Consider the following 23,178-nt stretch of genomic DNA (forward strand, 5'->3'; position numbering starts at 1 on the left):
GGCGGGGGAGGTGGGGGAGGGGCACATGGGTGACGCGTTGGAGGTCGTCAACGTCGTGCTCGCCAACAGCATCGCCCTGGGGAGTCTGGTCACCGCCGTCGTCGCGTGGCGGGGTTCGCGTGCGCGGGCACCGCAGGTGCGGCTCGAACGGAACGGGGTCGTCGTCACCGTGCAGGACAGCTCGCCCGAGACCGTCGAGCGGATCCTGGCGATGTGGAACGGGAGCGCCGCGAGCGGCGGGGACGCGGAGTAGCCGTGGTGGCACTGGCGGACCCGGCCCGCTCCGAGGCGGTGCTGGTGGGGGTTCACGACTACGTGAACCTGGAGGGGCTGCCCGCCGTCGCCCGCAACGTGGAAGGGCTGCGGCAGGTACTCACCGACCCCGCGGTGTGGGGGCTGCCGGCCGAAGCGTGCACCGTGATCTCGCAACCGGGCGATGTCGGGCTGGTGTTGGACACCGTACGGGAGAAAGCCCGCCGGGCCAGTGACACCCTGCTCGTCTACTACGCCGGGCACGGCCTCACCGATCCGCACACCGACGAGCTGTATCTGGCCCTGCCCCATTCGGACCGGGAACGCGAGTACACCTCGCTGCGGTACGAGTATCTGCGCCGGGCCGTACTGGACGTACAGGCGAGTACGCAGCGCACCGTGCTGATCCTCGACTGCTGCTACAGCGGACGCGCCCTGATCGGCTCGATGGGCGCGGACGTGCAGATCGCGGATCAGGCGGTGGTCGAGGGAACGTGCCTGCTCACCGCCTCTGCCGAGACCCGTCCTGCCCTGTCGCCGCCCGGGGAGACCTACACCGCGTTCACCGGTGAGCTGATCGCGGCCCTGAACGACGGCATCCCCGGCGCGCCGGATCTGCTCGACATGGACACCCTCTACCGACATCTGCACGGGAGTCTGGCGAGCAAGTCCCGGCCGCTGCCGCAGCAGCGCAACCGCAATACCGGGGGGCTTATCGCCGTAGCACGGAACAGGGCCGCCGCGACGAAGGCCGCCAGTCCGGTTGGTCCCACCTTCCGGCAGAGTGAGATCGAGACGCGGCTCGCGGAGATGGAGAAGCGGGCGGAAGAGGCGGAGCGTCGCGCACTGGAGATGTTGGAGAACGCGCGACGCCTCGCGAGTGCCGTGGCGGCTACGCCCGATGCGGTCTTCGCGCCGTTCTGGTTCGCGGTGCCGGTGCCGCGTCCGTTGATGGGTGAGGACGGGTCGTTGTCGCCGATCGCCGGTCTCGCGCCGGGTATCTGGTATTTGGCCGTCGGCAAGCGAGGGGACGCCCTGGTCGCCCAGTCGGCGGACGGGCTGCGGGGATTGCTGCTCGACACCACCGGGATCGAGCGGGGGGACGGTGCCGACGCGGAGGCCGCCGCCGCGGCTGCGGCTGCCAAGTCCGGTTTCGAGCCGTACTGGTTCGCCGTGCCGGTGGCGCGTCCGTTGATGGGTGTGGACGATTCGACGACGGCGGTCGCCGAACTCGCTCCGGGTACTTGGTACTTGGCAGTCGGGGGGCGAGGGGACGCCATCCTCGCGCAGGCCGCGGACGGTAAGCGGGGACTGCTGTTCGACACCACCGGAATCCAGCGCGGTGACGAAGAGGTGGCGAAGAGCAACGTCCGCGAGACCCTGCGCGCGGCCGAACTCCTCGCGAGTGCCGTGGCGGCCTCGCCGGAGACGGACTTCGCGCCGTTCTGGTTCGCGGTGCCGGTGCCGCGTCCGTTGATGAGCGAGGACGGTTCGATGACGGCGGTCGCCGAACTCGCTCCCGGTACCTGGTATTTGGCGGTCGGGAGACGGGATGACGCCCTGGTCGCACAGACGGCGGACCGTGTGCGGGGACTGCTGCTCGACACCACCGGAATCCAGCGGGGCTAGGGCGTGTCGTTTGGATCAGGCCGGATGAGTGAGCGGGGTCTGGTGCCGTGGATCGCAAGGCGGAGGAGGGAGGCATGGCGGAGCCATGCCGACCGACGACAACGCGGCGGGGCGCGGTGCCGGGGCACGCGAGCCCGGCAAGATCCAAACGACACGCCCTAGCGCCGGGCGGTGCCCGCGCCAGTGCCGTCGGCGACGGTGATCCAGCTCGGGTCGATGCGGCCCAGCCAGGTGTCCTGATCGTCTGCCAATGGCCGCTTCAGTGGAAGAGGAAGGAACCGGCAGGCGAAGGTGAGGCCGGCGTCGGCTCCGTCGCCGTGAACGTGGTGTTCCCAGGCATCGGGAGTCTCTGCGGGGGCCCGGAGGTGGAAGAAGCTGGTTCGGCGTGGCCGGCCCGTGTCGGGGTGGGGCTTGTCCTCGACGGCGATCCGCCGGAGCACGGTGACTGCCCGTAGACCGGTCTCCTCGGCGACCTCTCGAAGGACCGCCTCTTCGAGTCCTTCGCCCGATTCGACTCCTCCCGCCGGGACTTGGGTGCCGGCCTTCGGCATGCCGATGTGGTCGAACACCAGCAGCTCGTGGACGGCACGATGCCGGGTTACGTACGCGGCGACCCGGATCAGCATTCAGAGACCGTTCGGCTTGATGCGGAGCACGGCCGTGTCGCCCTTGATCTCCAGGACCCGGAAGTCGGTCCCGTTGTACGTGGAGACGCCACCACCCTGGTACGGCCTCTGGCCCGAGAACGTCGATGTCGTTCCCTCGCCGGAGAGCCTCAGGTCGACCCCCGCCGGGCCGATCGCGTCGATGGTCAGGTCCGGCGCCCGGACGCTCTCCCCGAACGGGATGACGTCCCCCTCCCGGACCTCGACCGTGCAGTCCCCGTCCTCGCAGGTACGCAGGTCCTTCGTCGTTCCGGACGTGGGCGAAGGCATGGGGGACGAGCGAGGTTTCGGGTCTTGGACATCCCCGTCGCAGCCGGTCGTCAGCAGGGCTGTCAGGCACGCCGCGACGAGACAGGTGAGCCGCCTGCGTCGTTCCGGGGTCGGGGTCGGGGTCAGGTTCGGGGGCATGGTCGCTCCTCCGTCGTGCACGTCGGTCCGTCCACGCGGTTCAACGAGCGAGCCGACGGCGAGGAACCGCATTCCCTCGATCAGGGCACAACCTGCGAGCCCGCCCGGGAGTTGGGGTCGGTGATGGAAGGTGGCCGATGAGAGCACTGCCCGATCCCGTGTGGCCCGTTGTCGTCCTCGCGCTGATTCAGGTCGGCGACGGGATTCTCTGTACGGGGCCCGTTCGGTTCGTGCGTGAGTGTTTCGAAGGTGTGAAGTTCCCACGGGAGTGGTGGTGGGTCACGGTCCCGGTGAAGTTCGCCGCCGCCGTCGGGCTGATCCTCGGGATCTGGGTGCCCGTGCTGGGCGGCGCCACCGTGTGGGCGCTCGTGGCCTATTTCCTGGTGGCCGTCTTCATACACGTCCGGGCACGGGACTTCGGTCGGAATCTGTTCCTCAACGCCGCCGGCATGCTGGTCATCTGCGTGTCGGTCGCCCTGTACAGCTTCGGTCCGTAGGCACCGCGCGCGGGGATATCCGGAGGGAACTCGTCCGCCCCATAAGGCTGTTGACACTCTGTTTGGCAACAGAGATCATCAACAACTCTACTGCAGAAAGCACTTCACCTGCACGCCGGTGGCCCGCGTGTCCCGCCCTCAATCGGGCCGGGCGCCCGCTCGGCGTCATATGTGGAGGGTTCAGCGGAGGCAGAGATCAACGGGGCACGGGGAAGCATGACGAGCGTGGCAGCCGCCGCCACCACCTTTTGGTGGGCGGGCGTTTCCGGCTGAGCGTTTCACGGTCCCGGAGAGACGATCCGAAAGGACACGACAGGTCTTGACGCACTCGGCGACCGAAAGCACTCACCGTTCCGGTACGTATCGTTCCGGCATCGACCGGGACGGTTCTCACCCGGACAGCAACGGCCAGGACACCACCGGCTCGAACCAGTCGCAGGGCCCCCGGCCGCTGCGTATCCGCATCCTCGGGCCGATGGAGATCAGTGGGCAGGGCGAGGACCGTACGCCGTCCGCCCCCATGGCCCGGCGGCTGCTCGCCGCGCTGCTGCTGCACGCCAACGAACAGGTACGGACGTCCACGCTCATCGACGAACTCTGGGACGGCGAGCCGCCCCGGCTGGCCCGTAAGACCATCCAGACGTACGTGTACCAGCTCCGCAAGCCGCCGCACTCGGCCGTCGTGGGCACGGGCGCCGGCGGTATCGGGGAGCGGGTCGAGACCTGTCCCAACGGGTACCGGATCCGGCTCGCGCCCGACGAGCTGGACCTCTGGCAGTTCGAGCGGCACCTCGCGCGGGCGCGCGTCGATCTGGGCGACGGGGACCCCGAGAGCGCCGCCCGGCGGCTGCGCGTCGGGCTCGCCCTGTGGCGCGGTGACGCGTTCGCCGACATCGAGACCGGTCCCGCGCTGGCCGCCCGCGTCGCTCAGCTCGCGGATGCCCGGCTGGGCGCCGTGGAACTGCGCGTCGAGGCGGATCTGCGGCTCGGCCGGCACCACCGGCTGATGGGGGAGTTGCGCCAACTCACCGCCGACCATCCGCTGAACGAAGAGTTCGCCGCCCAGTTCATGCTCGCCGCCTACCGGTCCGGCCAGCGCGGCACCGCGCTGGAGACCTTCGGGCAGCTGCGCCGCGACCTGGTCGACGAGTTGGGTATCGAGCCCTCGCACCGGCTCCAGCGGCTCCAGCGCGACGTACTCAACGAGGCGCCGGCGCTGGACCTCGCGCCCGATCGCGCGACAGCCGTACGGGCCACCGACACGCAAGCCGCACCGGCCGCACCGGAGACACCGGGCACGCCGGCCGCAGTGCTCCCGGTGACCCCGGTGATCGCCCAACTGCCGTCGGACACACCGGACTTCGTGGGGCGGCGGGCCGAGCTGGCCCGTATCGTCACGCACGCGAAGTCGGGCAGCGACCCGCTCCTCACGGCCCCGCAGGTCGTCACCGTCCTCGGCCAGGCGGGTTCGGGCAAGAGCACCGTCACCGTCCGTGCCGCGCATCTGCTGCGCGAGCACTTCGCGGACGGCCAGTTCCACGTACGCCTCCACGACGAGAACGACCGGCCCACCGACCCGGCGGCGGCGCTGCGCTCCCTGCTGCGTGACATCGGCATGCGGGTGTACGAACTGCCCGACCAGGTAGATGAGTTGGCCCGGATCTTCCGCAGCTGGAGCGCGGACCGGAGTCTGCTCCTGGTCCTGGACGACGCCTACGGCCCCGAACAGGTCCTGCCGTTACTGCCCGGGGGCTCGCTGAGCGCCGTCCTGGTCACCTCGCGCGTACGGCTGCCGGGCCTGCCCGGCGCGGCCAACGTGGAGCTGGGGCCGATGGAGACGGACGACGCCGTCGAACTGCTCGCCTCGCTCGCCGGGGCCGACCGCGTGGGCGCGGACGTCGACGCCGCCCGGCAGACGGTGCGCCTGACCGGCAACCTCGCCCTGGGCGTACGCGCGGTCGGCGAGAAGCTGGCGGCGCGCCGCATGTGGTCCGTCACCGAGCTGGCCGCCCGGCTGGCCCCGGAGAACCACCGGCTCGCCGAGCTGGGCAGCGGCTCCCTCGATGTGCTGGGCCGGCTGGCCGGCGCGTGTGCCCGGCTCGCCGAGCCGGACAGCCAGGCGCTGGCCGGGCTGGCCGGGGCCGGAGCCGTACCGTTCGACATCCCGCGCGCGGCACGGACCCTGGCGATGGACACCTGGGCCGCCGAACTCCTGGTGGGCCGGCTCCTGGACCACCACGTCGTGGAGATCGCCGAATCCGCGCCGGGCGCCGCGACCGTCTACCGCATCCCCGAGCTGCTCCGCCTCGTCGCGCAGACCCACGCCCACGCGCGGGACATGGCGGACGCGGAGCTGCGGCTGATGTCGGGGACGCCGCTGCGGGCCGGGCAGGCGGCCGTGCCGTGCTTCACCTCCGTACTCTCGACGACGGCCTGACGTCGAGAGGCATGACGTCGACGGGGTGATCTCCATCGGACAAGGGTGTGGCCCGGCCCCGCGCATCGCGCGCGGGGCCGGGCCACAGTCGTTACCCGTGCGTCGTCAGTGGACGCTCTCCTTCGTCGCCGGCTCCTTCACCGCGTCCGGCGCCTCACGCAGCCCGAACTTCTTGTGGAAGCGCGCCAGCGGCGCCGGCGCCCACCAGTTGGCGCGCCCCGCCAGGCGCATGAACGCGGGCACCAGCGCACCTCGCACCAGCGTCGCGTCCATCAGCACCGCGATGGCCAGCCCCAGGCCGATGGCCTTGAGGTACGAGATCCCGGACAGGACGAAGCCCAGCCACACGATCGCGATCAGTCCCGCCGCCGCGGTCACCATCGCGCCGGTGCGCTCCAGGCCGCGTGCCACCGCGAGTTGGTTGTCGCCCGAGCGGTCCCACTCCTCCTTGATCCGGGAGAGGAGGAACACCTCGTAGTCCATCGACATGCCGAACGCGATGCAGAACAGCAGCACCGGCACGGTCCAGGTGATCGTGTCGGTGACCACGAAGTCGCCCACGATGCCCTCCAGATGACCGTCCTGGAAGCCCCACACCAGCACACCGAACGTGGCGCTGAGGCTGAGGCAGTTGAGGACCAGCGCCTTCAGCGGCAGCACCAGCGACCCCGTGAACAGGAACAGCAGCACGAACGTCGTGACGCCGATGATCGCGAGCGCCGCCGGCAGCTTGTCGTACATGGAGTCCAGCGAGTCCACCAGCTCGGCCGCCGGGCCGCCGACCTGGATGTCGTACGGTGCCTCCGCCGTCCGGATGTCCTTGACCAGCTCCTCGCCCTCCTCGCTCAGCGACTCGCTCTTGGGGATCACCGAGAGATACGTGCTGTTGTCGGCGCTGAACCGCTCCGAGCCCGGTCCCGGCGGGGCCACCTGCTCGCCGGCCGCGAAGGAACCGGCCTCGCTGTCGACCCGGGCCACGTTGCCGAGCGTGGAGAGCTTCTGCGCGTACGCGTCGATCGAACGCTCCCCGGTCGGCGGGGTGTCGTTCAGGACCACGTTCAGCGCCTGCGACTCCTGGGCGCTGAAGTCCTCCCGGATGAGGTCGCTGATCTGCCGCGACTGGGTGTCGGCGGGCAGAACGCGGTCGTCGGCGAGGCTCATGTGCAGGGACAGGAACGGCGAGCCGAGGAAGAGCAGCAGCCCGATCACGGCGACCGCGACCGGCACCGGGAAGCGCATCACGTTCGTCGCGAGGCGGTACCAGAAGCGCTCGGTCTCCGGCTTCGGCGGCTTCTCCTCCTTGCCGCGGCCCAGGACGCGGCCCTTGTCGATGCGCGGGCCCAGCGCCTTGAGCAGCGCGGGCAGGAAGGTGATGGAGACGAGCGCCGCCAGCAGGGCGGTGGGGATGCCCGCGTACGCGAACGAGCGCAGGAAGTAGAACGGGAAGACCAGCAGACCGGCGAGCGCCAGTGCCACCGTCACCGCGGAGAACAGGACAGTACGGCCCGCGGTACGCAGCGCGGTGGCGATCGCCGTGTCCGTGTCCGCGCCGCCGTGCAACTCCTCCCGGTACCGCTTGAGGAGGATCAGGCCGTAGTCGATCGCGAGGCCGAGACCGAGGCCGGTCGCGACGTTGGTGGCGAGCACCGAGACGTCGGTGAACAGGGTGAGCACGCGGAGCGTCAGCAGGACGGACACGATGGTCAGTCCGGCGACGGCCAGCGGCACCAGCGCGGCCACCACGCTCCGGAAGACGAACAGCATCACGACGAGCAGCACCGGGAAGGTGACCATCTCGATCAGCAGGAGGTCGTCGGACGTGGTCTCCGTGATCTCCTTGTTGGCGACGGCGACACCGCCCACGCGCGTCTCAAGGCCCTCGACGGTGCGGTCGTACTCCGGCTGGATCCGCTCCAGCGTCTTCTGCACCTGGTCCTCGTCGCCGGTGATCCGCACCAGGACCATGGCGCTGTCGCCGCCCTCGCCGCGCAGGGCCGGAGCCTTGCCCAACGTCCAGTAGGACAGAGCCTGTTCGACCCCGTCCTCGGCCCCGATGCGCTCGGTGAGGCGGGCACCGGCCGCGCTGACCGCCGGGTCGTCGACACCCCGCTCGTCCGTGACCAGCAGGGTCAGATTCGGGGCACCCGAGCCGAACCGGCCGTCAAGGACCTCGGCCGTCCGCGCGGATTCCGTGGAGCTGTCGGTGAATCCACCGGCGGAGAGAGTCGATATCACGCCACCGCCCAGCGCTCCCGCGAGCACCAGTAGCACACCGGAGAGATAGAGGACCAGCTTGCTGCGGTGTGTGGTGAATCTGGCCAGTGAGGCGAACATTCAGCAACCTTTCGAGGGGGAACGCCGTGTCTGGGGGCGGCGTGTCGATCCCGTTCACACGATCAAGGTAGGGAGCGCGCGAGCCCACTGGCAATGACAACCCGCCTCTCACAGGCGGAAGTTGAGCTTCCGCCACGGCCATGGCCACGCGTCCGTGGGTGCGGGCGAGGGCGGTTGGGCAGCATGCTCCCCGACTACGGTCCCCCGGCGCGTGAATACGCACAATGACAGGTGTATGCGGGTCCTTTCCTGGATGACTGCTATATCTAACGGCCGCTTCCCCCTCCTAAATTGCGGCGGACAACAGTCGACAACAGGCGACAACCGCCGAGGGCAATCCGAGACATTCCCTGGAGGGGAAAGCGAATGAGCCAGCGTGAGAGGACCGCTGTCATCGGCGGAGGCATGGCCGGCTGCGCCGCCGCCAAGGAGCTGCTGAAGGCGGGCCGCGAGGTGGTCATCTTCGAGGCGGCGGCCGGGCTCGGCGGCCGGGCCCGTTCGTGGCACCGTCCGGAGATCGAGCCCTCCGTCGGCATCAACCTCTGGTTCACCAGCTTTTACAAGCTGATGTTCGAGCGAATTCGCGAGTACGGGCTTGAGGACCAGCTCGTGGAGATGTCCAACAACGTCATCGTGGTGGACAAGGGCCAGCCCGCCGAGCTGCTCTCCGACTCGCTGCGCAGCCTCCTCACGTACAAGCACGTCGGGCTCCGGGACCGGATCGGCTTCCTCACCGGGACGATGAAGGAGACCCTCAAGCGCAAGCAGCTCGACATCTTCGACCCGGTCAAACTGGCGCCGTTCGACGACGGCACGACGGCGGCGGAGTACGCGCGCAAGAGCCTGTCGCAGCGCGGTTTCGACAATCTGCTGCGGCCGGAGATCGAGTCGTTCTGGCTGTGGCGCTGCGAGGACGTGTCCGCCGCCCACGTACGGGCGATGCAGGCGCAGGTCGCCGGGGCGAAGTTCTACGTCTTCCGCAACGGCATGGAGGTCATCGCCGAGCGGAACGCCGAGGGCGCCGACATCCGCCTCGAACACGAGGTCACCGACCTCCAGGTCACGGACGGCCGGGTGCACATCACCGCGCGTTCGGCGGACGGGGAGAGCCACGCCGAGGTCTTCGACGACGTCGTGGTCGCCACGACGGCGCCGGTCGCGGCGAAGCTGACGGCCGCGCTGCCGAACGACATCGTGGGCCGTGACACCCGTGAGTTCCTGGAGACGCAGGTGTACGAGCCCGCGCTGTCGGTGTCGTACCTGGTCGACTTCAGCAGCATGCCGTCCGAGGCGCACATCGTGGCGGCGGGCGCGGACGACCCGCCGGTCAAGACGATCATCACCTTCCCGCGCAAGGTCAAGGACGCGCAGGGGCGTTCGGTCGACAAGCACCTGGCGTTCGTCTACCCGGGCCGCGCGGAGACGCGCCGGCTGCTGGCGATGACGCCGGAGGAGCAGTACGCGGAGACGACCCGGCTGGTCACCAAGTTGTGGCCGGACTTCCCGGCGGACGCGGAGCCGTTCGAGATCGCCGTACGCCCCCACGCGATGCCGCTGCCCGCGCCGGGCCGCTACCGGATGTCCGCCCGCGTCATCGGCCTCCAGCACGCGCCGGTGGTCTTCGCGGGCGACTACTTCACCGCGCCGATCTCGGAGGCGGCGATGCTCTCGGGCATCCGGGCGGCCGAGAAGCTGACGACGTCGACGGCCGGGAAGCTGACGACGGCCGGCTGATCGGGGGACGAGGACGAGGACGAGGTCGGAAGGAGAGGGAAGCGATGGATACGGATTCGCCTTCCGGCGCGGTGGGCAGGTCGGGCACGGGCACCGACACCCCTCGGCGCGCCGGCGGCGCCGGCGCCCGCGCCGACGGGGTGACCGCGACGCGCATGTCCGGTGCGGGCACCGATGCCGCGAGCGGTACGCGCTCCGGCGCGGGCACCGCCCCGTCGGCCGGGGTGAGTTCCAGCCCGTCGGCCGGGCCCCCCGCAACCGGGGCCCGGGGTCGGCTCGTCGCGTATGCGCGGCTTGCCAAGTTTGAGTTCGTTCTCGACTACTACCTCAGCATGGTCGTGCTGTGGACCGCGCTCGCGGGCAGTGTGCGGTTCGCGCCCGACACCCTCACCACGCTTCTGCTCTTCCTCCTCGGCGAGGTCGGCGTCATCTCCGCCGTCATGGCCCTCGACGACGTCAACGGCATCAGGGACGGCAGCGACCGCGCCAACTACCTGGGCACCGGCGGGACTCCGCTGCGGCCCCTGGAGCGCAAGCCCCTGCTCACCGGGGCGCTGACGGTCGGTCAGGCGACCCGGTTCGGGTATCTGAGCCTGCTCTGGGGCGCGGTCTTCTGGACGGCCGCCGCCCTCGCCGCGCCCGAGCGGCCCCTGTGGACGCTGGTCGTCACCGGGCTGGTGCTGTTCGCCGGGTTCCAGTACTCCTGGGGTCTCAAGCTCAGCTACCGCGGATTCGGCGAAGTCCTCATCATGGGCTGCCCGTTGGTCATCGTCGTCGCGCCGTACGGCTTCGTCACCGGGCACCTGCCCGCCACCGTCCTCGTGCAGGCCGTGCTCTTCGGGCTGTGGCAGATCCTCGTCTCCTGCTACTCCAACACCAAGGACATCAGCGGCGACGCGGCCGTCGGCCGCAGCACCGTCGCGGTGCACGCCTCCGCCCGCGGCAATCTGCTCTTCATCGGCGCGCTCTCCGCCGCCGACCTGCTGCTGACCGTCGGAGCGTCGGCCGTCGGCTGGGCCCCGTGGTGGTTCTTCGCCGCCCTGTTGCCCGAAATGGCGCTGCGGCTGCGCCAGTTCACCTCCTTCAGCCGTAACGGTGACGCGCTGCTGGCCCGCAGACGAGGAGTGGTGGCGTTCCGGACGGGCGTCGCCGGCATCGTCCTGGCCAACCTCATCCACTTCGCGAGCTGAGGGGCGACGGCCCCGGCCCCGTACTCAAGCGGCGCCCGCGGCCCGAACTCCGGACAGGACACACAGACATGGGTACCAAGACCAAACCGACCGGACTCGGCCTGCTCTTCGACGAACACGCGCAGGCGGGCCGCACCACCCGCTTCCATCTCAGCCGCCCCTTCGACATCGCGCCCGGCGCCGGCACCGAGTTCAGCGTCGCCGGTCTCGCCGAACTCGTCGAGGAGACCGCCGGCCTGCTGTACGCGGCGGGGGCGCGCCCCGGCGACCGGGTCGCCATCGCCAAGGACAACCACTGGGACTATCTGCTCCTCGCCTGCGCCACCGCCCGCTTCGGCGGCCTCCCCGTGCTGGTCGCCGGCAGCCTCCCGGCCCAGACGCTCGGCACCGTACTCAAGCGCGCCGACGCCCAGTTGCTCGTCACCACGGCCGGCATCCTCGCCGCCGCCGACGAGCAGGGCGTGGACCTGAAGTCCCTCGTCCCGCGCACGGTGACCGTCGGCGCCGCGCTCCCCGGCACCGTCTCGCTGGACGACCTGCGCGGGGCGCGCACGCCGAAGGTGTTCCGTACGGCGAGCTACGAGCCCATGGTCGCCACCCACACCTCCGGCACCACCGGGGTCCCGAAGCTGGTGGTGCACTCCGTCGACACCGTCCTCGGGCATCTCGGCCGCACCGAGTCGCTGCGCTTCCCGATCGTCGCCATGAAGCGCTCCGACACGGTCGCCACCGCCACCCCCTTCAACCACATGCGGATGATCACCTGGAGCACCGGCACGCTGAAGCTGGAGCCCAGGAACGCGCTGCTGCTCGCCGACGCCCGACCGGAGACCGCCGAGCGGATGTTCGCGCCGAGGCGGCCGACGTATCTGGAGGCGCTGCCCGCCACGTACATCGGCTGGCAGGAACTGGCCGAGAAGCGGCCGGAGTTGTACGCGGACGTACGGCTGTACGTGAGCACCTTCGACGCCATCCACCCGCCCACGGTCCGCCGCTTCCTGCACGCCAGCAAGCGGCGCTTCCCCGCCTGGCTCCAGGGCTGGGGCCAGTCCGAGACCGGCCCCATGACCTTCCGGCTGCTCACCCGCAGGGCGCTCGCCGCCAAGGGCGACCGGCACCCGACCACGCGTGACGTCGGCCGCCCGATCCCCGGCTTCACCGGGATGAAGGTGGTGGACCCGGCGACGATGAAGCCGGTCCCCAACGGCAAGCCGGGCGTGCTCCTCACCCGTACCGACGGGCGCTGCATCGGTTACCTCGGCGAGCAGCGGCGCTGGCACGACAAGGCGCGCGGCAAGTGGTGGAACACCGGCGACTACGGGCTGCGCACCGCCGCCGGCGCCTTCCGGCTGCTGGACCGTGAGGTGGACGTGATCCCGGGGATGAGCTGCATCGAGCTGGAGGACGTACTGGCCGACCGGCTGCCGCAGTTGCTGGAGGCCGCCGTGATCGGCATCCCGGGCCAGCTGCCGCTGCCCGTGGTGTCCACGCGGGACGGTTCGCTCGACGAGGCCGAGTGGCGGCGCGCGACCGCGGACCTGCCGGAGCTGGGCGCGCCGCGGGTGCTGCCGCTGGAGGAGATCCCGCGTACGAGCACGGGCAAGGTGCGGCGGGTCGAGCTGCGTGAGCGGCTGCTGGGCGAGGAGACGTACGGGACGGGGCGCTGGACGTAGTCCGGCGACGGGGCGGGGCGGGCGCCGGGCTGCCGGTCCGGCGCCGGGGCGCCGGGCCGTGGGTCCGGCTACGGGCCGCGGTCCTGCGGCGGGGCCCGGAATCGGGCGGGGCTTGGAATCGAGAGGGAGCGCACCAGCCATGGCAGAGACGAGCACGCACATCGATGTGGCCGTCGTCGGGGGCGGCATCGCCGGTCTCACCGCCGCGTACCGGCTCAAGGAGGCCGGCCGCGCGCCGGAGGTCTTCGAGGCGGACAGCGACATCGGCGGCCGGATGCGGGCGCGGCAGGAGGACGGCTGGCTGGTGGAGACCGGCACCGAGACCCTGGCCTCGCACGGCTACCCGGCCACCTGGCGGCTGATCAAGGACGTCGGTCTCGACCGGGACGGCGGGGTGCTCAAGGTCGGCAGCCTGGCGGGTGTCTGGCGCGGCGGCAAGGCGCACGCGGGCAGCGGGCACTGGGTGGGCACCCTCACCGGCGCCGGTCTGTCGCCCGGCGGCCGGATGGCGATGACCGGGATGCTGGGCGGGCTGCTGCCGGCGCTGGGCAAGGTCAGCACGCGGCGGCCGGGGGAGAGCCCGCTGGGGCTGCGTACGGTCGCCGAGTTCGTCGACGGCAGACACCCGGACCTGCACGACTATCTGCTCCAGCCGGCGGCGAGCACCGGCTGGGCCTGGGACACCCGGCGCTCCTGCGTCGCGCCGCTGGTGGCGACGATGGTCGCGACCCGGGGGCTGCACGGCTGGCGCACCTACCGGGACGGGATGGACTCCCTCGCCCGGAAGGTCGCCGACCGGCTGACCGTGCACACGGGCAGAGCCGTCCAGGAGGTCACCGAGAGCCCCGAAGGCGGTGTACGGCTCGTCTTCGCCGACGGCCACGTGGTGACGGCCCGGGAGGCCGTACTCGCGGTGCCCGCGCCCGTCGCCCGGAAGCTGTATCCGTCGGCGCCCGCCGACGAACTCCCCTTCCTGGACGCCACGTCGTACTCCCGCATGATCCGCGTGACCTGTCTGGTCGACCGCCCCCTGGCGGTCCGCCAGTCGCGCGGCACGAAGAAGGTCTACGCGCTGCTCATCCCGGAGAAGGAGGACGGCTATCTGGCCGGCCTGACCTTCGAGCACTTCAAGGCCGCGAACCGGGCACCGCGCGGTCAGGGACTGGTCAGCATGCTGACGGCGGCACGCGCCACCGACGAGCTGATGGACCGGCCCGACGAGGAGGTCGTGGAGGCGCTGCTGGGGCGGGCCACGACGTACGTGCCCGAGTTGCGTTCGGCGCTGCGCAGGGCGTACGTGCACCGTTTCCCGTACGCGGCTCCCGAGGCCACCCCGGACGCGCTGCGGCTCCAGGGCGCCTTCCTGGACCGGCCCGTGCGGGCGGTGGAGTTCGCCGGGGACTGGGTCTTCCAGCGTCCGACGAGTGAAGCGGCCGTGCAGGCGGGGGAGTTGGCGGCGGAGCGGATCCTGTCGCGGCGCGGCCCCGCCGTCGCGGAGGACCCGGTACGGACCGCGCGCTCCTGAGCCCCCTTGCAGCGACGTACGGCCCCCGTGCAACTGCCGCACAGCCCCCGTACAGCCGCCCCGCCCGCCGGACTCCCGGCGGGCCGGGCGGCTTTCGCGTTCCAGGCGGTGAACGCTCACTGACCGAGCCTTGACCGATCGTTGGGCGGGGCCTGTGAGGTTCCCGGTGAGAGAGAAACAAGAGTGAGTCGTGCGAACTATGTGAGCCACGGGGGCTGGAATGCGCGCGCACAGCAACGAAGGAACAAAAGGAACCATACGAATCGTCGAAACGGTACGGCGGCCGGGCGCGGACGCGCCCACCACGCACCAGCGGGCGCGCTACGCACTCACCTCCCGCGTCGGCAGGGAGACGGAACTGGCCGATCTCAAGGCCCGCGCCGCCGCTCCGAACGGGCAGATCCTCACCCTCACCGGCCCGGTGGGCGTGGGCAAGAGCAGGCTGGCCAGTGCGCTCTTCGAGCAGATCTGCGGCGACTTCGCCGACGGCGGGCGCTACGTCGAACTGGACACGCTCAGCCTGGAGGACACCGACGCCGACGGCGGGCTCGCCCGCGCGGTGGCGCAGGCGCTCGAACTCGCGCCGGGTGCCGCGGGCGGTACGCCGCTCGACCTGCTGCGGGAGTACCTCGGCGGGCGGGACTTCCTGCTCGTACTCGACTGCGGCAACCGTCCCCCGCACGGCATCGCCGAGCTGTGGGAGGCGGTCGCGGCGGCGGCGCGGCGGCTGTGTCTGCTGACGGTCGGCACGCGGGTGCTCGGGATGTACGGCGAGCACCGCGTACCGCTCTTCCCGCTGGCGGTGCCGACGCCGCACGACACGGCCGATCTGGGCCGGCTCGGGCAGGTCGACTCCGTACGGCTGCTGGTGGACCGTACGAAGGCGGTACGGCCCGGATTCCGGCTCACCCAGGAGAACCGCGAGACCGTCGCCAAGCTCTGCCAGATGCTCGACGGGCTGCCGCTCTCGATCGAACTGGCCGCGTCACGGCTGAAGGTCAGCTCGCCGCGGGCGCTGCTGGACGAGCTGAGTACGGACGCGGAAACGGGCCCCGGTGCCGGGGTCGGGGACGGGGTCGACGCGCTGGGACTCCCGCCGTCCGCCGTGGAACTCCTCGTCAGGCTCGCGGTGTTCACGGAGAGCTTCGGTGTCGCCGAGGCCGCCGGGGTCTTCGAACTCCCGCTGGACGCCACCCGGCAGGCGCTGGAGGAGATGGTCGATCACAGCGCGCTGCTGACCGAGGAGCAGTGCGACGGCAGCATCCGGTTCTGGATGCTGCGCAGGTCCCGGGCGCAGGCCCTGGAACACCTCAGGCGCCAGGACGCGCTGGGGCCCGTCCGGGCCGACCACGCCGTGTTCTTCATCCGCCAACTGCACAGCATCCGGCGGCAGTTGGAGGGTCCTCGGCAGACGGCGGCGCTCGAACAGTTCGGCCACTGGCACCAGGACGTGCTCGCCGCCCTCGAGTTCCTGGTCGAGGAGGGCAACGGCGAGGCGGTGGCGACCCTGGCCACGGCGGCCCAGCCGTACTGGCTGCTGCGCGGCGAGGTGGAGAGCGCCACGCACTGGCTCTCCGAGGCGCTGCGCCTGGGCGTCGAGCGGGTCCGCGTACGGCTCGCCACGCTGGAGGCGCTCGGCGAGGCGCTGCTCCTCGACCACGACCCGGCGGGCGCCAGGCCCTGGCTGGACGAGGCGCTCACGGCGTACACGGAACTGGCCGACGGCCCGGGGATCGCGACCGTACGCAGGCACCTGGCCAGGCTCGCCCAGCTCGAACGGGACCTGCCCGCCGCCGAGAACCTGCTCACGCTCGTGCTGGCGGACCTGGACCCGCGGGGCGGTGGTCAGTGGTGCCGGGGGGCAGTACTGGCCCGCCTCGCGGAGGTCCGCCGGGACCGGGGCGACGCGGCGTCGGCGTCACGGCACGTGACGGAGGCCGTACGGCTCTTCGAGCGGATGGAGGACACCCGGTCGGCCGCTCGCGCCAAGCTCACCCTGGCCGGCCTGCTGGGCACCCAGGGCGACTACGAGCGGGCCGAGCAACTGGCCTGCCGGGCGCTGCTGTTGCTGCACGACCGGGGTGATCTGCCGGAAGTCGCACGGGGGTTGGCGGTCCTGGCGGAACTCCTCACCCACAAGTACGGTCGCACGGCGGCGGTGTGGGAGCGGGCGGCGCGGCTGCTCGGCGCCTCGGACGCGCTGCGCCGCCGGGTCGGCGACACCCTGGCGGGCCAGCCGGAGGCCGTCAGCCGCACGCTGCTCGGTCAGGTCAGCGAACGGATGGGCCGCAGCGCCTTCGACACGGCCTGGCAGGAGGGCGGCCGGTGCACCCCGGACGAGGCGGTCGCACTGGCCCTCGCCCTGATCGAACCGGCCGAACACCAGCCCCGCCCCACGGACCTGGTCGGCTCACTGACCCGCCGCGAACACGAGGTGGCGATGCTGGTCACGGAGGGCCTGACCAACCGGGAGGTGGCGCGCAGGCTGGGCATCGCGGAGTGGACGGCGGTCAACCACATGCGCAAGGTGATGCAGAAGCTGGGCTGCACGTCCCGCGTCCAGGTGGCGGGCCGCATGCTGCGCCCCCTGGACGCGGCAGCCCCAGCCGCGGCGGCGGGCCGCTAGGGCCTGTCGTTCGGATCTTCGTGGACCGGCCCGTGGCGTGCCAGGCGTCACGGGCTCACGAACCTCCGAAGTCGCAGACTCGCAAACTTACGAGGGCGCGGCACCGGTGCGCGCCCGCCAGAATCCGGTGAGCGCCGACGGAGCCCGGACGCCCGTCTTGACCTCGACCTGGACACCGAGAACCTGCCCGGTGACCTCTCCCCACCGGTCCCGGCCGAAGCCCCGTTTCTCGTGGCGGTAGTTGACCTCGGTCCCGAGGAAGTCGGCCCATTCGGTGAGGTCGGCGCGGGACGCCTTGGCTCGCCGCACGCGGATGGTCCCGAAGAGCGAGGGCTCCTCACCGCGTATGTACACTCGCCAACCGGCCGTCGGCAGAGGGGTTTTGAGCACCTCGGCCAGCGCTTCCGCCGCCTTGAGCTGAGCGATACGGGGCAGGTCCGTGGCAGGCCCGCGCGGCGGGGAACCGTGAGCCCGCGCACTGGTGCCGAGCGCCACCGACTCCGAAAGATGTACCCGTACGCCGTTCTTGACCGCCTCGACCTCCAGCGACTCCCAGGTGCGTGTGACGGGGTGCCCGCCCGAGTGTTCCGGGTCGGAGGAGGCTCCCTCCCACATGTCGACGGCGTTGGCCGAGCTCCGCAGCTCCGTGCCCAGGACGTCGGCCCAGCGAGCCATCAGGGCGTACCGCTCGATGTCGCCGAGACCGTACGGAAGCATGCCGTACAGATCAGGTTTCTCACTGACCGCCCAGCTCACCGGAGGCCGCCCGGTCCGGATCAGCTCGATCAGCGCCTCGGCGGCGCGCGACTGTTCCTCGATGATCTCTGCTCGGTCCACAGGGAGAGTGTTCCCGAACCCGGCACCTTCTAGCGCGTACCGCGCACCCAGGTGCGTACGCCGCGTGCCAACCGCCGTGTCAGTGAACGGCGTTGGCGGATGAGGCGGGGCGGTTCGATCGACCTGCCACCGGGCTTGCCCACCCAGTCCCGGATGGTCACCTCGTACGCCGAGTCGGGGATCGCGGCCCGGCGGTCGCCGAAGTGCGGGTAGGCGAGATGCGGGGTGCGGCCCCGGCCGCGCAGGACGACCTCGGGCTCCGTACCGGCCCTGATGTACTTCAGGATGTCGTCGAGCAGATCGAGCCGCCCGAGCGCGACGCACTCCAGCCGCAGCCGCTCGGCGACCTTGATCCGCCGCGCGACCTCCGGCGACCAGTACGCCGCCATCAGCGGCGCGGCCAGCTCCAGCTTGTGCCGGCGGATCTCCGCCGACTCCTTCATGATCCGGGGCCCGAACTGCTGGATGAGCCCGACCGTGAAGGGCCTGACCAGCAGCCGGTCACGCTTCGGTCCCGCCGGGACCAGATCGTGGATGAGCGCCAGCATGGCGCGCACGGAGTCGAAGCGGTGCGTGTAGTCGCCGCTCTTGGTGACGTGCTTGCCGTCGTCGCGGCCGACCAGGTAGTAGCAGGTCCGGTCGGCGAAGACGGAGACCCCGCTGCCCCGTATGTACGCCTCCATGGTGAAGAGCGCGTCCTCACCGGTCCGCAGCCCTTCGTCGAACCGCAGCCCCAGCCGCTCGATCAGATCCCGCCGGAACAGCTTCTGCGCGCTGAGCGTGAAGATGATCTGCGAGTCGTAGACGTCGACGCGATCGGCGGTCCGCCGCCACATCGACTTCGGGGCGCCCCGGTTCACCCCCTCCACCTTGCCGAGCACGACATCGGTACCGGCCCGGTCACCCATGGCGACCATGTTCGCGAGCGCGTCGTCGGCGAAGTAGTCGTCGGCGTCGAGGAAGAAGACGTACCGCCCCCTGGCCATCCCCATCCCGACGTTGCGCGGCCCACTGGGCCCGCCGGAATTGGCCTGGCGCACCACCCGGGTCGGTACGGCGCTGCGCGCCGCGAACTCCTCCAGATACTCCCCCGTGCCGTCGGTCGACCCGTCGTCGACGGCTATCAGCTCGATGCGGTGGGCGCCCAGCGTCTGGGCCTCCACCGATTCCAGGCAACGGATCAGGTAGGGCATTGCTTCATAAGCCCCAACGATCACACTGACATCAGGAGCAGACATATTGTTCATCGAAATTCAAGACAAGGGTCAGGGTTCACAGGTTGTCTCGTAACCTCGACCATGACGTGTGATGGTCCTCACATCAGGACGTTGCGCTCTATATTCGGACTCGCCGACCGAAAATCACCCTTCGGGCAGGGTCGCCCAACGCCGTACAGGGCGCCACGGTTCGGCTGGGCGATCGAGGGGCGTGGTACGGACCTAGGGCGTGTCGTTTGGTCACGCGGCCCAACAGTCACGCGCGCCGCTCCGGTGGTGGGTACCGTTCTTTGGGACAAGCCCGACCGGAGGAGCCCCGATGCGATGCCGATCGCTTGAGCACAGCAGGGCCGTCGTAGTTCTGGAGGTGCGTTGAAGGTGGAGGAAGCGGAGGAGATCGGCCGCCGCGCCCGCAGAGCCCGCCTCCGGCTGGGCATGCCGCAGGCCGACCTCGCCACTGCCCTGGGGAAGTCGCAGGGGTGGGTGTCCAAGATGGAGCGGGGCCAGATCGAGATGGACCGTGTCGGGTTGCTCAACTTGCTCGCCGCGGAGCTGCACGTACACCCCAACGACTTGATCGGACGGCCGTACAACAGCAGTCCGGCCGAGAATCAGTGGCAGGTCGCCGCGGCGTCGATCCTTCGGGAACTGCGCCGCTACGACCTGACGCCTGTCTTCGACGGGGCGCCACGTCCGACCGGTGAGCTGTGGCGGGAGATGACCCGTCTGCATCGACTGCGGGACACGGCGGCCAATGTCGCGATCCTGCGCGTGCTGCCCGACCTGCTCCGTGAGGCGCGCGCGTGCGCCGAAGCCGCCGTGGGACACGAACGCGAGGAGGCGTACGCGATCTACGCGGTGGCGTGCAAATTCGCCCACACCGCCGCGCACGCGCTGGGGCACTCCGAACTCATCGCGATGGCCGCCGAGCGCGCCGCGTGGTCGGCACGCCTGTCCGGCGACCCGGTCATGCCCTCGCTGGCCGACTGGATGCGGGTGTGGGACATGTGGGCGACAGCCGACTGGGCCGACTCCCTCGCGCTGTCGGACAAGGCGCTCGCCGCCATCCAGGACGACTACGACCAGGACCACCCGCTGGCGGTGCGTATGTGGGGCTCGTTGCAGCTTCGGGCCGCCGTGTCGGCCGCCCGCGCGGGGCGACCGTCCGAAGCCGAAGACCGCATCGGCCACGCCCGAGACGCTGCCGACCGCATGAACACCCACCCGGGCCCGCCGGTCTATGACCGGCACTCGGTGACCTTCTCGCCCGGCAACGTACAGATCCATGCGATCAGCGTCGCCCTGGAGAGCGGTCACCAGAGCAAGGCGCTCGCCATAAACCGCGATACCAGCCCCGAGTTGGTCGCCGCGTTGCCCAAGTCCCGCCAGGGACACCACCACATGGACCTCGCCCGCGCGTGGCTGTGGGACGGCAACAGGGACAGGGCACTCACAGAGCTGGAGACCGCCGAGCGGATTGCCCCCCAGCTCGTCCGGAACCACCCGATCGCCCGGTCGACCCTCAGGAGCATCGTCTACGCCGAACGGGCCACGACGCGCGAGAAGTTGAGGCACATGTCCGACCGCTTTCACCTGGACGGATGAGGGCGGTATTCCTCTCATTCATACTCGGCCCCTAACGCGCTCCTAACTTCAGGGGCATGACCCAACGACCAACACCAGATCTCCTCTCCCAGGGAGCCGAGTTAGGTACTGCGGTTCCGTTCCGCCCTCAGCTGGGCGACCTCGCCCGTGACACCGCCCGCGCCGGACGGACCGGTGTCGTCGTCGCACTCCCGGGCGACGGAGCGGCTACCTACCGTCTGTGCCCGCCCGGCGGTGGAGACGCATGGGCCGCCCCCGCCGATGGCACCACCCTGCGGCCGGTCGTGGCTCAGGCCACGCACATCACACCGATCAAGCGGGATGCCGCCTACGACCATCGCGCACGGCAGGGCGCCGTGCCCGTCCAGGTCCACTACGAGGACGGCGGGACGAGCGAGGCGGTCCTCATCGTCACCGCCGACCAGATGGCGTTCTACGCCCACGAGGCGGCACGCCTTATGAAGCAGTGCGGAAGCCCGCCCGACCTGCTGGCAGGACACACCACGACTTCGGAGGGAACGCCATGCCTCTGATGCCACTGACGCACCCCATGAGGCCCGCGCACGCCGCGTTGTCCCTCGACGCCGATCCCCGGCACGTGGAGACCGCGCGCCGCGTCGCGGCCGACGTGCTCGGTGAAGCCGGCGTCAGCGACCGCGACGCGATCGGGACCGTGCAGCTGCTGGTCAGCGAGATCGTGACCAACGCGATCGTTCATGGCGGCGCCGACTCCGTCTCGCTGCGCCTCAGCTGCGATGACCGCGCCGAGGTCCTGATCGAGGTCGACGATCACTCGCCGGGCAGCCCGGAGGTACGGGAGGCGGGCCCGGAGGACGAAAGCGGGCGCGGCATGCGGCTCGTCGCCCACTTCGCCCGCGAGTGGGGACGCAAGGGCACGTGCACCTGGTGCACGGTCGTGGCCGGACCGGCGGCTGCCGGGTGAGCGCGCCGAAGACGGACACCGACCTCCTGCGTCTTCTGCTGGATTCCCTGCGCCGTTGGCACCCGACGGAACGGGACGAGCCGCCCGTGCCCCCAACTCCGCACCGAGAAAGCTGAACACGCGTGCCCGAGCCTCATCCCCCGCGCCGCGCCCGCAAGATCCTCACCGCGCACCGCGAGCACCCCGTCCTCGTGCACTGCCTCTGCACCTACCTCAGCGTCACCGGCCTCCTCCTCGCGCTGATGAGCGCCAGGTGCCACTCCTAGGAGATTCCATGAGCCCCTCGACAGCACTCGTCCACGAGACCGCCGACGCGTTACGAGACTCCCTGCGCGCGCACGGTCTCGACGTCCCCGGCCTGTCGGTGGAACACGACAGCATCAGCCTGGGCGACATCACGGCCGCCACCGCCGACCGGCTCGCCCGGCTCCTCGGCGCACCGGAGCCGCAGGTCGAACGGAACCTGGAGGAGTGGCCCGAGACCAGGCAGGTCATGCGCCGACTCGGCGCCGCCTTCAGAGTGGCCACCGGTGGTGGATTCCTCGACCTCTACTTTCATCCCGACTGCGTACGCTGCGACCGCGATGCCGTCGTGGCGCTTGGGCCCATCAAGCTGCCCGACGCGCAACGACTCCTCTCCGCTCTGCCGAAGGGCCCCCAGGAACCATGAACCCGCAACCCGCCCACCCCGTCATCGACACCCACGTACTCCTCCGCGACGGAGACAAGCTCCTCCTGTCGCAGCGCGGAGGCCCGTACGGCTACGGGCGTTGGCACATGCCGTCCGGGAAGCTCGATCGGGGGGAGACCCTGAGCTGCGGGGCCGCGCGGGAGTTGTTCGAGGAGACCGGGGTTGAGGTTGAGCCCGCGCGTCTGCGGCTGGTGCAGGTCGTGCATCACCGGCAGAGCGAGGGCGTCGAGCGGATCGGGTTCTTCTTCGAGGCCACCGACTGGGAAGGGGAACCCGTCAACCGGGAGCCCGAGAAGTGTCTGGGGCTGCGGTGGTTCAGTGTGTATGAGCTGCCTGACGACGTCATCGAGTATCCCAAGGAAGGTCTCCTCGGGTACCTGGAAGGCTCCGGTGGGCTTGTGGAGCACGGGTGGTGAGGTGTGGAGCCTTCCAGGTCGGCGGGCTCACACTCCCGCCACCACCAGTGGCTCGCCCGACGGGACGCCGTCCTTCTCCATCTGTTCGGCGATCTTCATGGCTTCTTCGATGAGGGTCTCGACGATCTTGGATTCGGGGACCGTCTTGATGACCTCGCCCTTGACGAAGATCTGGCCCTTGCCGTTGCCCGACGCCACACCCAGGTCCGCCTCGCGCGCCTCGCCCGGGCCGTTGACGACGCAGCCCATCACCGCGACCCGCAGCGGGACCTCCATGCCCTCCAGGCCCGCGGTCACCTGGTCCGCCAGCTTGTACACATCCACCTGCGCACGACCACAGGACGGGCAGGACACGATCTCCAGGCGGCGCTGCTTCAGGTTCAGCGACTCCAGGATCTGGATACCGACCTTGACCTCCTCCGCCGGCGGCGCCGACAGGGAGACCCGGATCGTGTCCCCGATCCCCTCGCTCAGAAGTGCCCCGAACGCGACGGCGGAC

The 23,178-nt window shown here is 70.6% G+C and carries 20 protein-coding genes and 3 pseudogenes; 17 read left to right on the forward strand and 6 right to left on the reverse strand.

Annotation, left to right across the window (positions count from 1 at the left end):
• The 4 genes and pseudogenes from BHU15_RS39140 to BHU15_RS41215 form a co-directional block, all read left to right on the forward strand.
• Window positions 1-253 (forward strand): effector-associated constant component EACC1 (locus BHU15_RS39140; RefSeq protein ID WP_438284961.1); only part of this gene is annotated, 253 nt, incomplete at its 5' end.
• Window positions 254-291: 38 nt separating this feature from the next.
• Window positions 292-906 (forward strand): annotated as a pseudogene (locus tag BHU15_RS41200) (caspase family protein); the annotation flags it as partial.
• A 462-nt stretch (window positions 907-1,368) separates the two neighbouring features.
• A pseudogene (locus BHU15_RS41210) lies at window positions 1,369-1,596 on the forward strand (hypothetical protein); the annotation flags it as partial.
• 72 nt (window positions 1,597-1,668) lie between these two features.
• Window positions 1,669-1,881 (forward strand): annotated as a pseudogene (locus BHU15_RS41215) (hypothetical protein); the annotation flags it as partial.
• Between the two features lie 158 nt (window positions 1,882-2,039).
• Here the strand turns inward: BHU15_RS41215 and BHU15_RS10140 are convergent.
• Window positions 2,040-2,507, reverse strand: a complete 468-nt coding sequence (locus BHU15_RS10140; protein ID WP_069626885.1) for an NUDIX hydrolase — start codon at window positions 2,505-2,507, stop codon at window positions 2,040-2,042.
• Window positions 2,508-2,954: a hypothetical protein gene (locus BHU15_RS10145; RefSeq protein ID WP_141726794.1), complete on the reverse strand. Its 447-nt coding sequence runs from the start codon at window positions 2,952-2,954 to the stop codon at window positions 2,508-2,510. It lies immediately after the preceding gene.
• Between the two features lie 137 nt (window positions 2,955-3,091).
• Between BHU15_RS10145 and BHU15_RS10150 the strand changes: the two genes are divergently transcribed.
• Together BHU15_RS10150 and BHU15_RS10155 are read left to right on the forward strand one after the other, a co-directional pair.
• Window positions 3,092-3,451, forward strand: coding sequence for a DoxX family protein (locus tag BHU15_RS10150; protein WP_069626887.1), 360 nt, complete (start codon window positions 3,092-3,094; stop codon window positions 3,449-3,451).
• Between the two features lie 319 nt (window positions 3,452-3,770).
• On the forward strand, window positions 3,771-5,888 hold the full coding sequence (locus BHU15_RS10155) for an AfsR/SARP family transcriptional regulator (protein ID WP_069626888.1): 2,118 nt from the start codon (window positions 3,771-3,773) through the stop codon (window positions 5,886-5,888).
• Between the two features lie 105 nt (window positions 5,889-5,993).
• Here BHU15_RS10155 and BHU15_RS10160 read toward each other — a convergent pair whose 3' ends face one another.
• Complete coding sequence (locus BHU15_RS10160) at window positions 5,994-8,222, reverse strand: MMPL family transporter (protein WP_079128046.1); 2,229 nt, start codon at window positions 8,220-8,222, stop codon at window positions 5,994-5,996.
• A gap of 366 nt (window positions 8,223-8,588) precedes the next feature.
• On the opposite strand from BHU15_RS10160, the gene BHU15_RS10165 reads away from it, so the two are divergent.
• From BHU15_RS10165 to BHU15_RS10185, 5 genes are all read left to right on the forward strand, one after another.
• Window positions 8,589-9,956, forward strand: a complete 1,368-nt coding sequence (locus BHU15_RS10165) for an FAD-dependent oxidoreductase (protein ID WP_079128047.1) — start codon at window positions 8,589-8,591, stop codon at window positions 9,954-9,956.
• A gap of 44 nt (window positions 9,957-10,000) precedes the next feature.
• The gene (locus BHU15_RS10170) at window positions 10,001-11,146 is read left to right on the forward strand and encodes a UbiA family prenyltransferase (protein ID WP_255293074.1); all 1,146 of its coding nucleotides are present in this window, start codon (window positions 10,001-10,003) and stop codon (window positions 11,144-11,146) included.
• Window positions 11,147-11,214: 68 nt separating this feature from the next.
• The gene (locus tag BHU15_RS10175; protein ID WP_069626890.1) at window positions 11,215-12,819 is read left to right on the forward strand and encodes a class I adenylate-forming enzyme family protein; all 1,605 of its coding nucleotides are present in this window, start codon (window positions 11,215-11,217) and stop codon (window positions 12,817-12,819) included.
• Between the two features lie 139 nt (window positions 12,820-12,958).
• A complete protein-coding gene (locus tag BHU15_RS10180; protein WP_069626891.1) occupies window positions 12,959-14,344 on the forward strand; it encodes a protoporphyrinogen/coproporphyrinogen oxidase in 1,386 nt (461 codons plus the stop codon).
• Between the two features lie 220 nt (window positions 14,345-14,564).
• Window positions 14,565-16,970 carry an ATP-binding protein gene (locus BHU15_RS10185; protein WP_069626892.1) on the forward strand — a complete coding sequence of 802 codons (2,406 nt, stop codon included), beginning with the start codon at window positions 14,565-14,567 and terminating at the stop codon, window positions 16,968-16,970.
• 87 nt (window positions 16,971-17,057) lie between these two features.
• Here BHU15_RS10185 and BHU15_RS10190 read toward each other — a convergent pair whose 3' ends face one another.
• Window positions 17,058-17,807, reverse strand: a complete 750-nt coding sequence (locus BHU15_RS10190) for a hypothetical protein (RefSeq protein WP_069626893.1) — start codon at window positions 17,805-17,807, stop codon at window positions 17,058-17,060.
• A gap of 29 nt (window positions 17,808-17,836) precedes the next feature.
• Window positions 17,837-19,054, reverse strand: coding sequence for a glycosyltransferase family 2 protein (locus tag BHU15_RS10195; RefSeq protein ID WP_069626894.1), 1,218 nt, complete (start codon window positions 19,052-19,054; stop codon window positions 17,837-17,839).
• 348 nt (window positions 19,055-19,402) lie between these two features.
• Between BHU15_RS10195 and BHU15_RS10200 the strand changes: the two genes are divergently transcribed.
• From BHU15_RS10200 to BHU15_RS10225, 6 genes are all read left to right on the forward strand, one after another.
• Window positions 19,403-20,629, forward strand: coding sequence for a helix-turn-helix domain-containing protein (locus BHU15_RS10200; RefSeq protein WP_079128049.1), 1,227 nt, complete (start codon window positions 19,403-19,405; stop codon window positions 20,627-20,629).
• A 284-nt stretch (window positions 20,630-20,913) separates the two neighbouring features.
• A complete protein-coding gene (locus BHU15_RS10210) occupies window positions 20,914-21,162 on the forward strand; it encodes a hypothetical protein (RefSeq protein ID WP_069626896.1) in 249 nt (82 codons plus the stop codon).
• Window positions 21,153-21,572, forward strand: a complete 420-nt coding sequence (locus BHU15_RS10215; RefSeq protein ID WP_079128048.1) for an ATP-binding protein — start codon at window positions 21,153-21,155, stop codon at window positions 21,570-21,572. The genes BHU15_RS10210 and BHU15_RS10215 overlap by 10 nt, the downstream gene beginning before the upstream one ends.
• A 122-nt stretch (window positions 21,573-21,694) precedes the next feature.
• Complete coding sequence (locus BHU15_RS40055) at window positions 21,695-21,838, forward strand: hypothetical protein (RefSeq protein WP_171908345.1); 144 nt, start codon at window positions 21,695-21,697, stop codon at window positions 21,836-21,838.
• A gap of 8 nt (window positions 21,839-21,846) precedes the next feature.
• Window positions 21,847-22,242 carry a hypothetical protein gene (locus tag BHU15_RS10220; RefSeq protein WP_069626898.1) on the forward strand — a complete coding sequence of 132 codons (396 nt, stop codon included), beginning with the start codon at window positions 21,847-21,849 and terminating at the stop codon, window positions 22,240-22,242.
• Window positions 22,239-22,679 (forward strand): NUDIX hydrolase, encoded by a 441-nt coding sequence (locus BHU15_RS10225; RefSeq protein WP_069626899.1) that lies wholly within the window; start codon window positions 22,239-22,241, stop codon window positions 22,677-22,679. The genes BHU15_RS10220 and BHU15_RS10225 overlap by 4 nt, the downstream gene beginning before the upstream one ends.
• A 27-nt stretch (window positions 22,680-22,706) precedes the next feature.
• Here BHU15_RS10225 and BHU15_RS10230 read toward each other — a convergent pair.
• Window positions 22,707-23,178 (reverse strand): flavodoxin-dependent (E)-4-hydroxy-3-methylbut-2-enyl-diphosphate synthase (locus BHU15_RS10230; protein WP_171908346.1); only part of this gene is annotated, 472 nt, incomplete at its 5' end.

The organism is Streptomyces niveus (assembly GCF_001723055.1).
GTDB lineage: Bacteria > Actinomycetota > Actinomycetes > Streptomycetales > Streptomycetaceae > Streptomyces > Streptomyces niveus.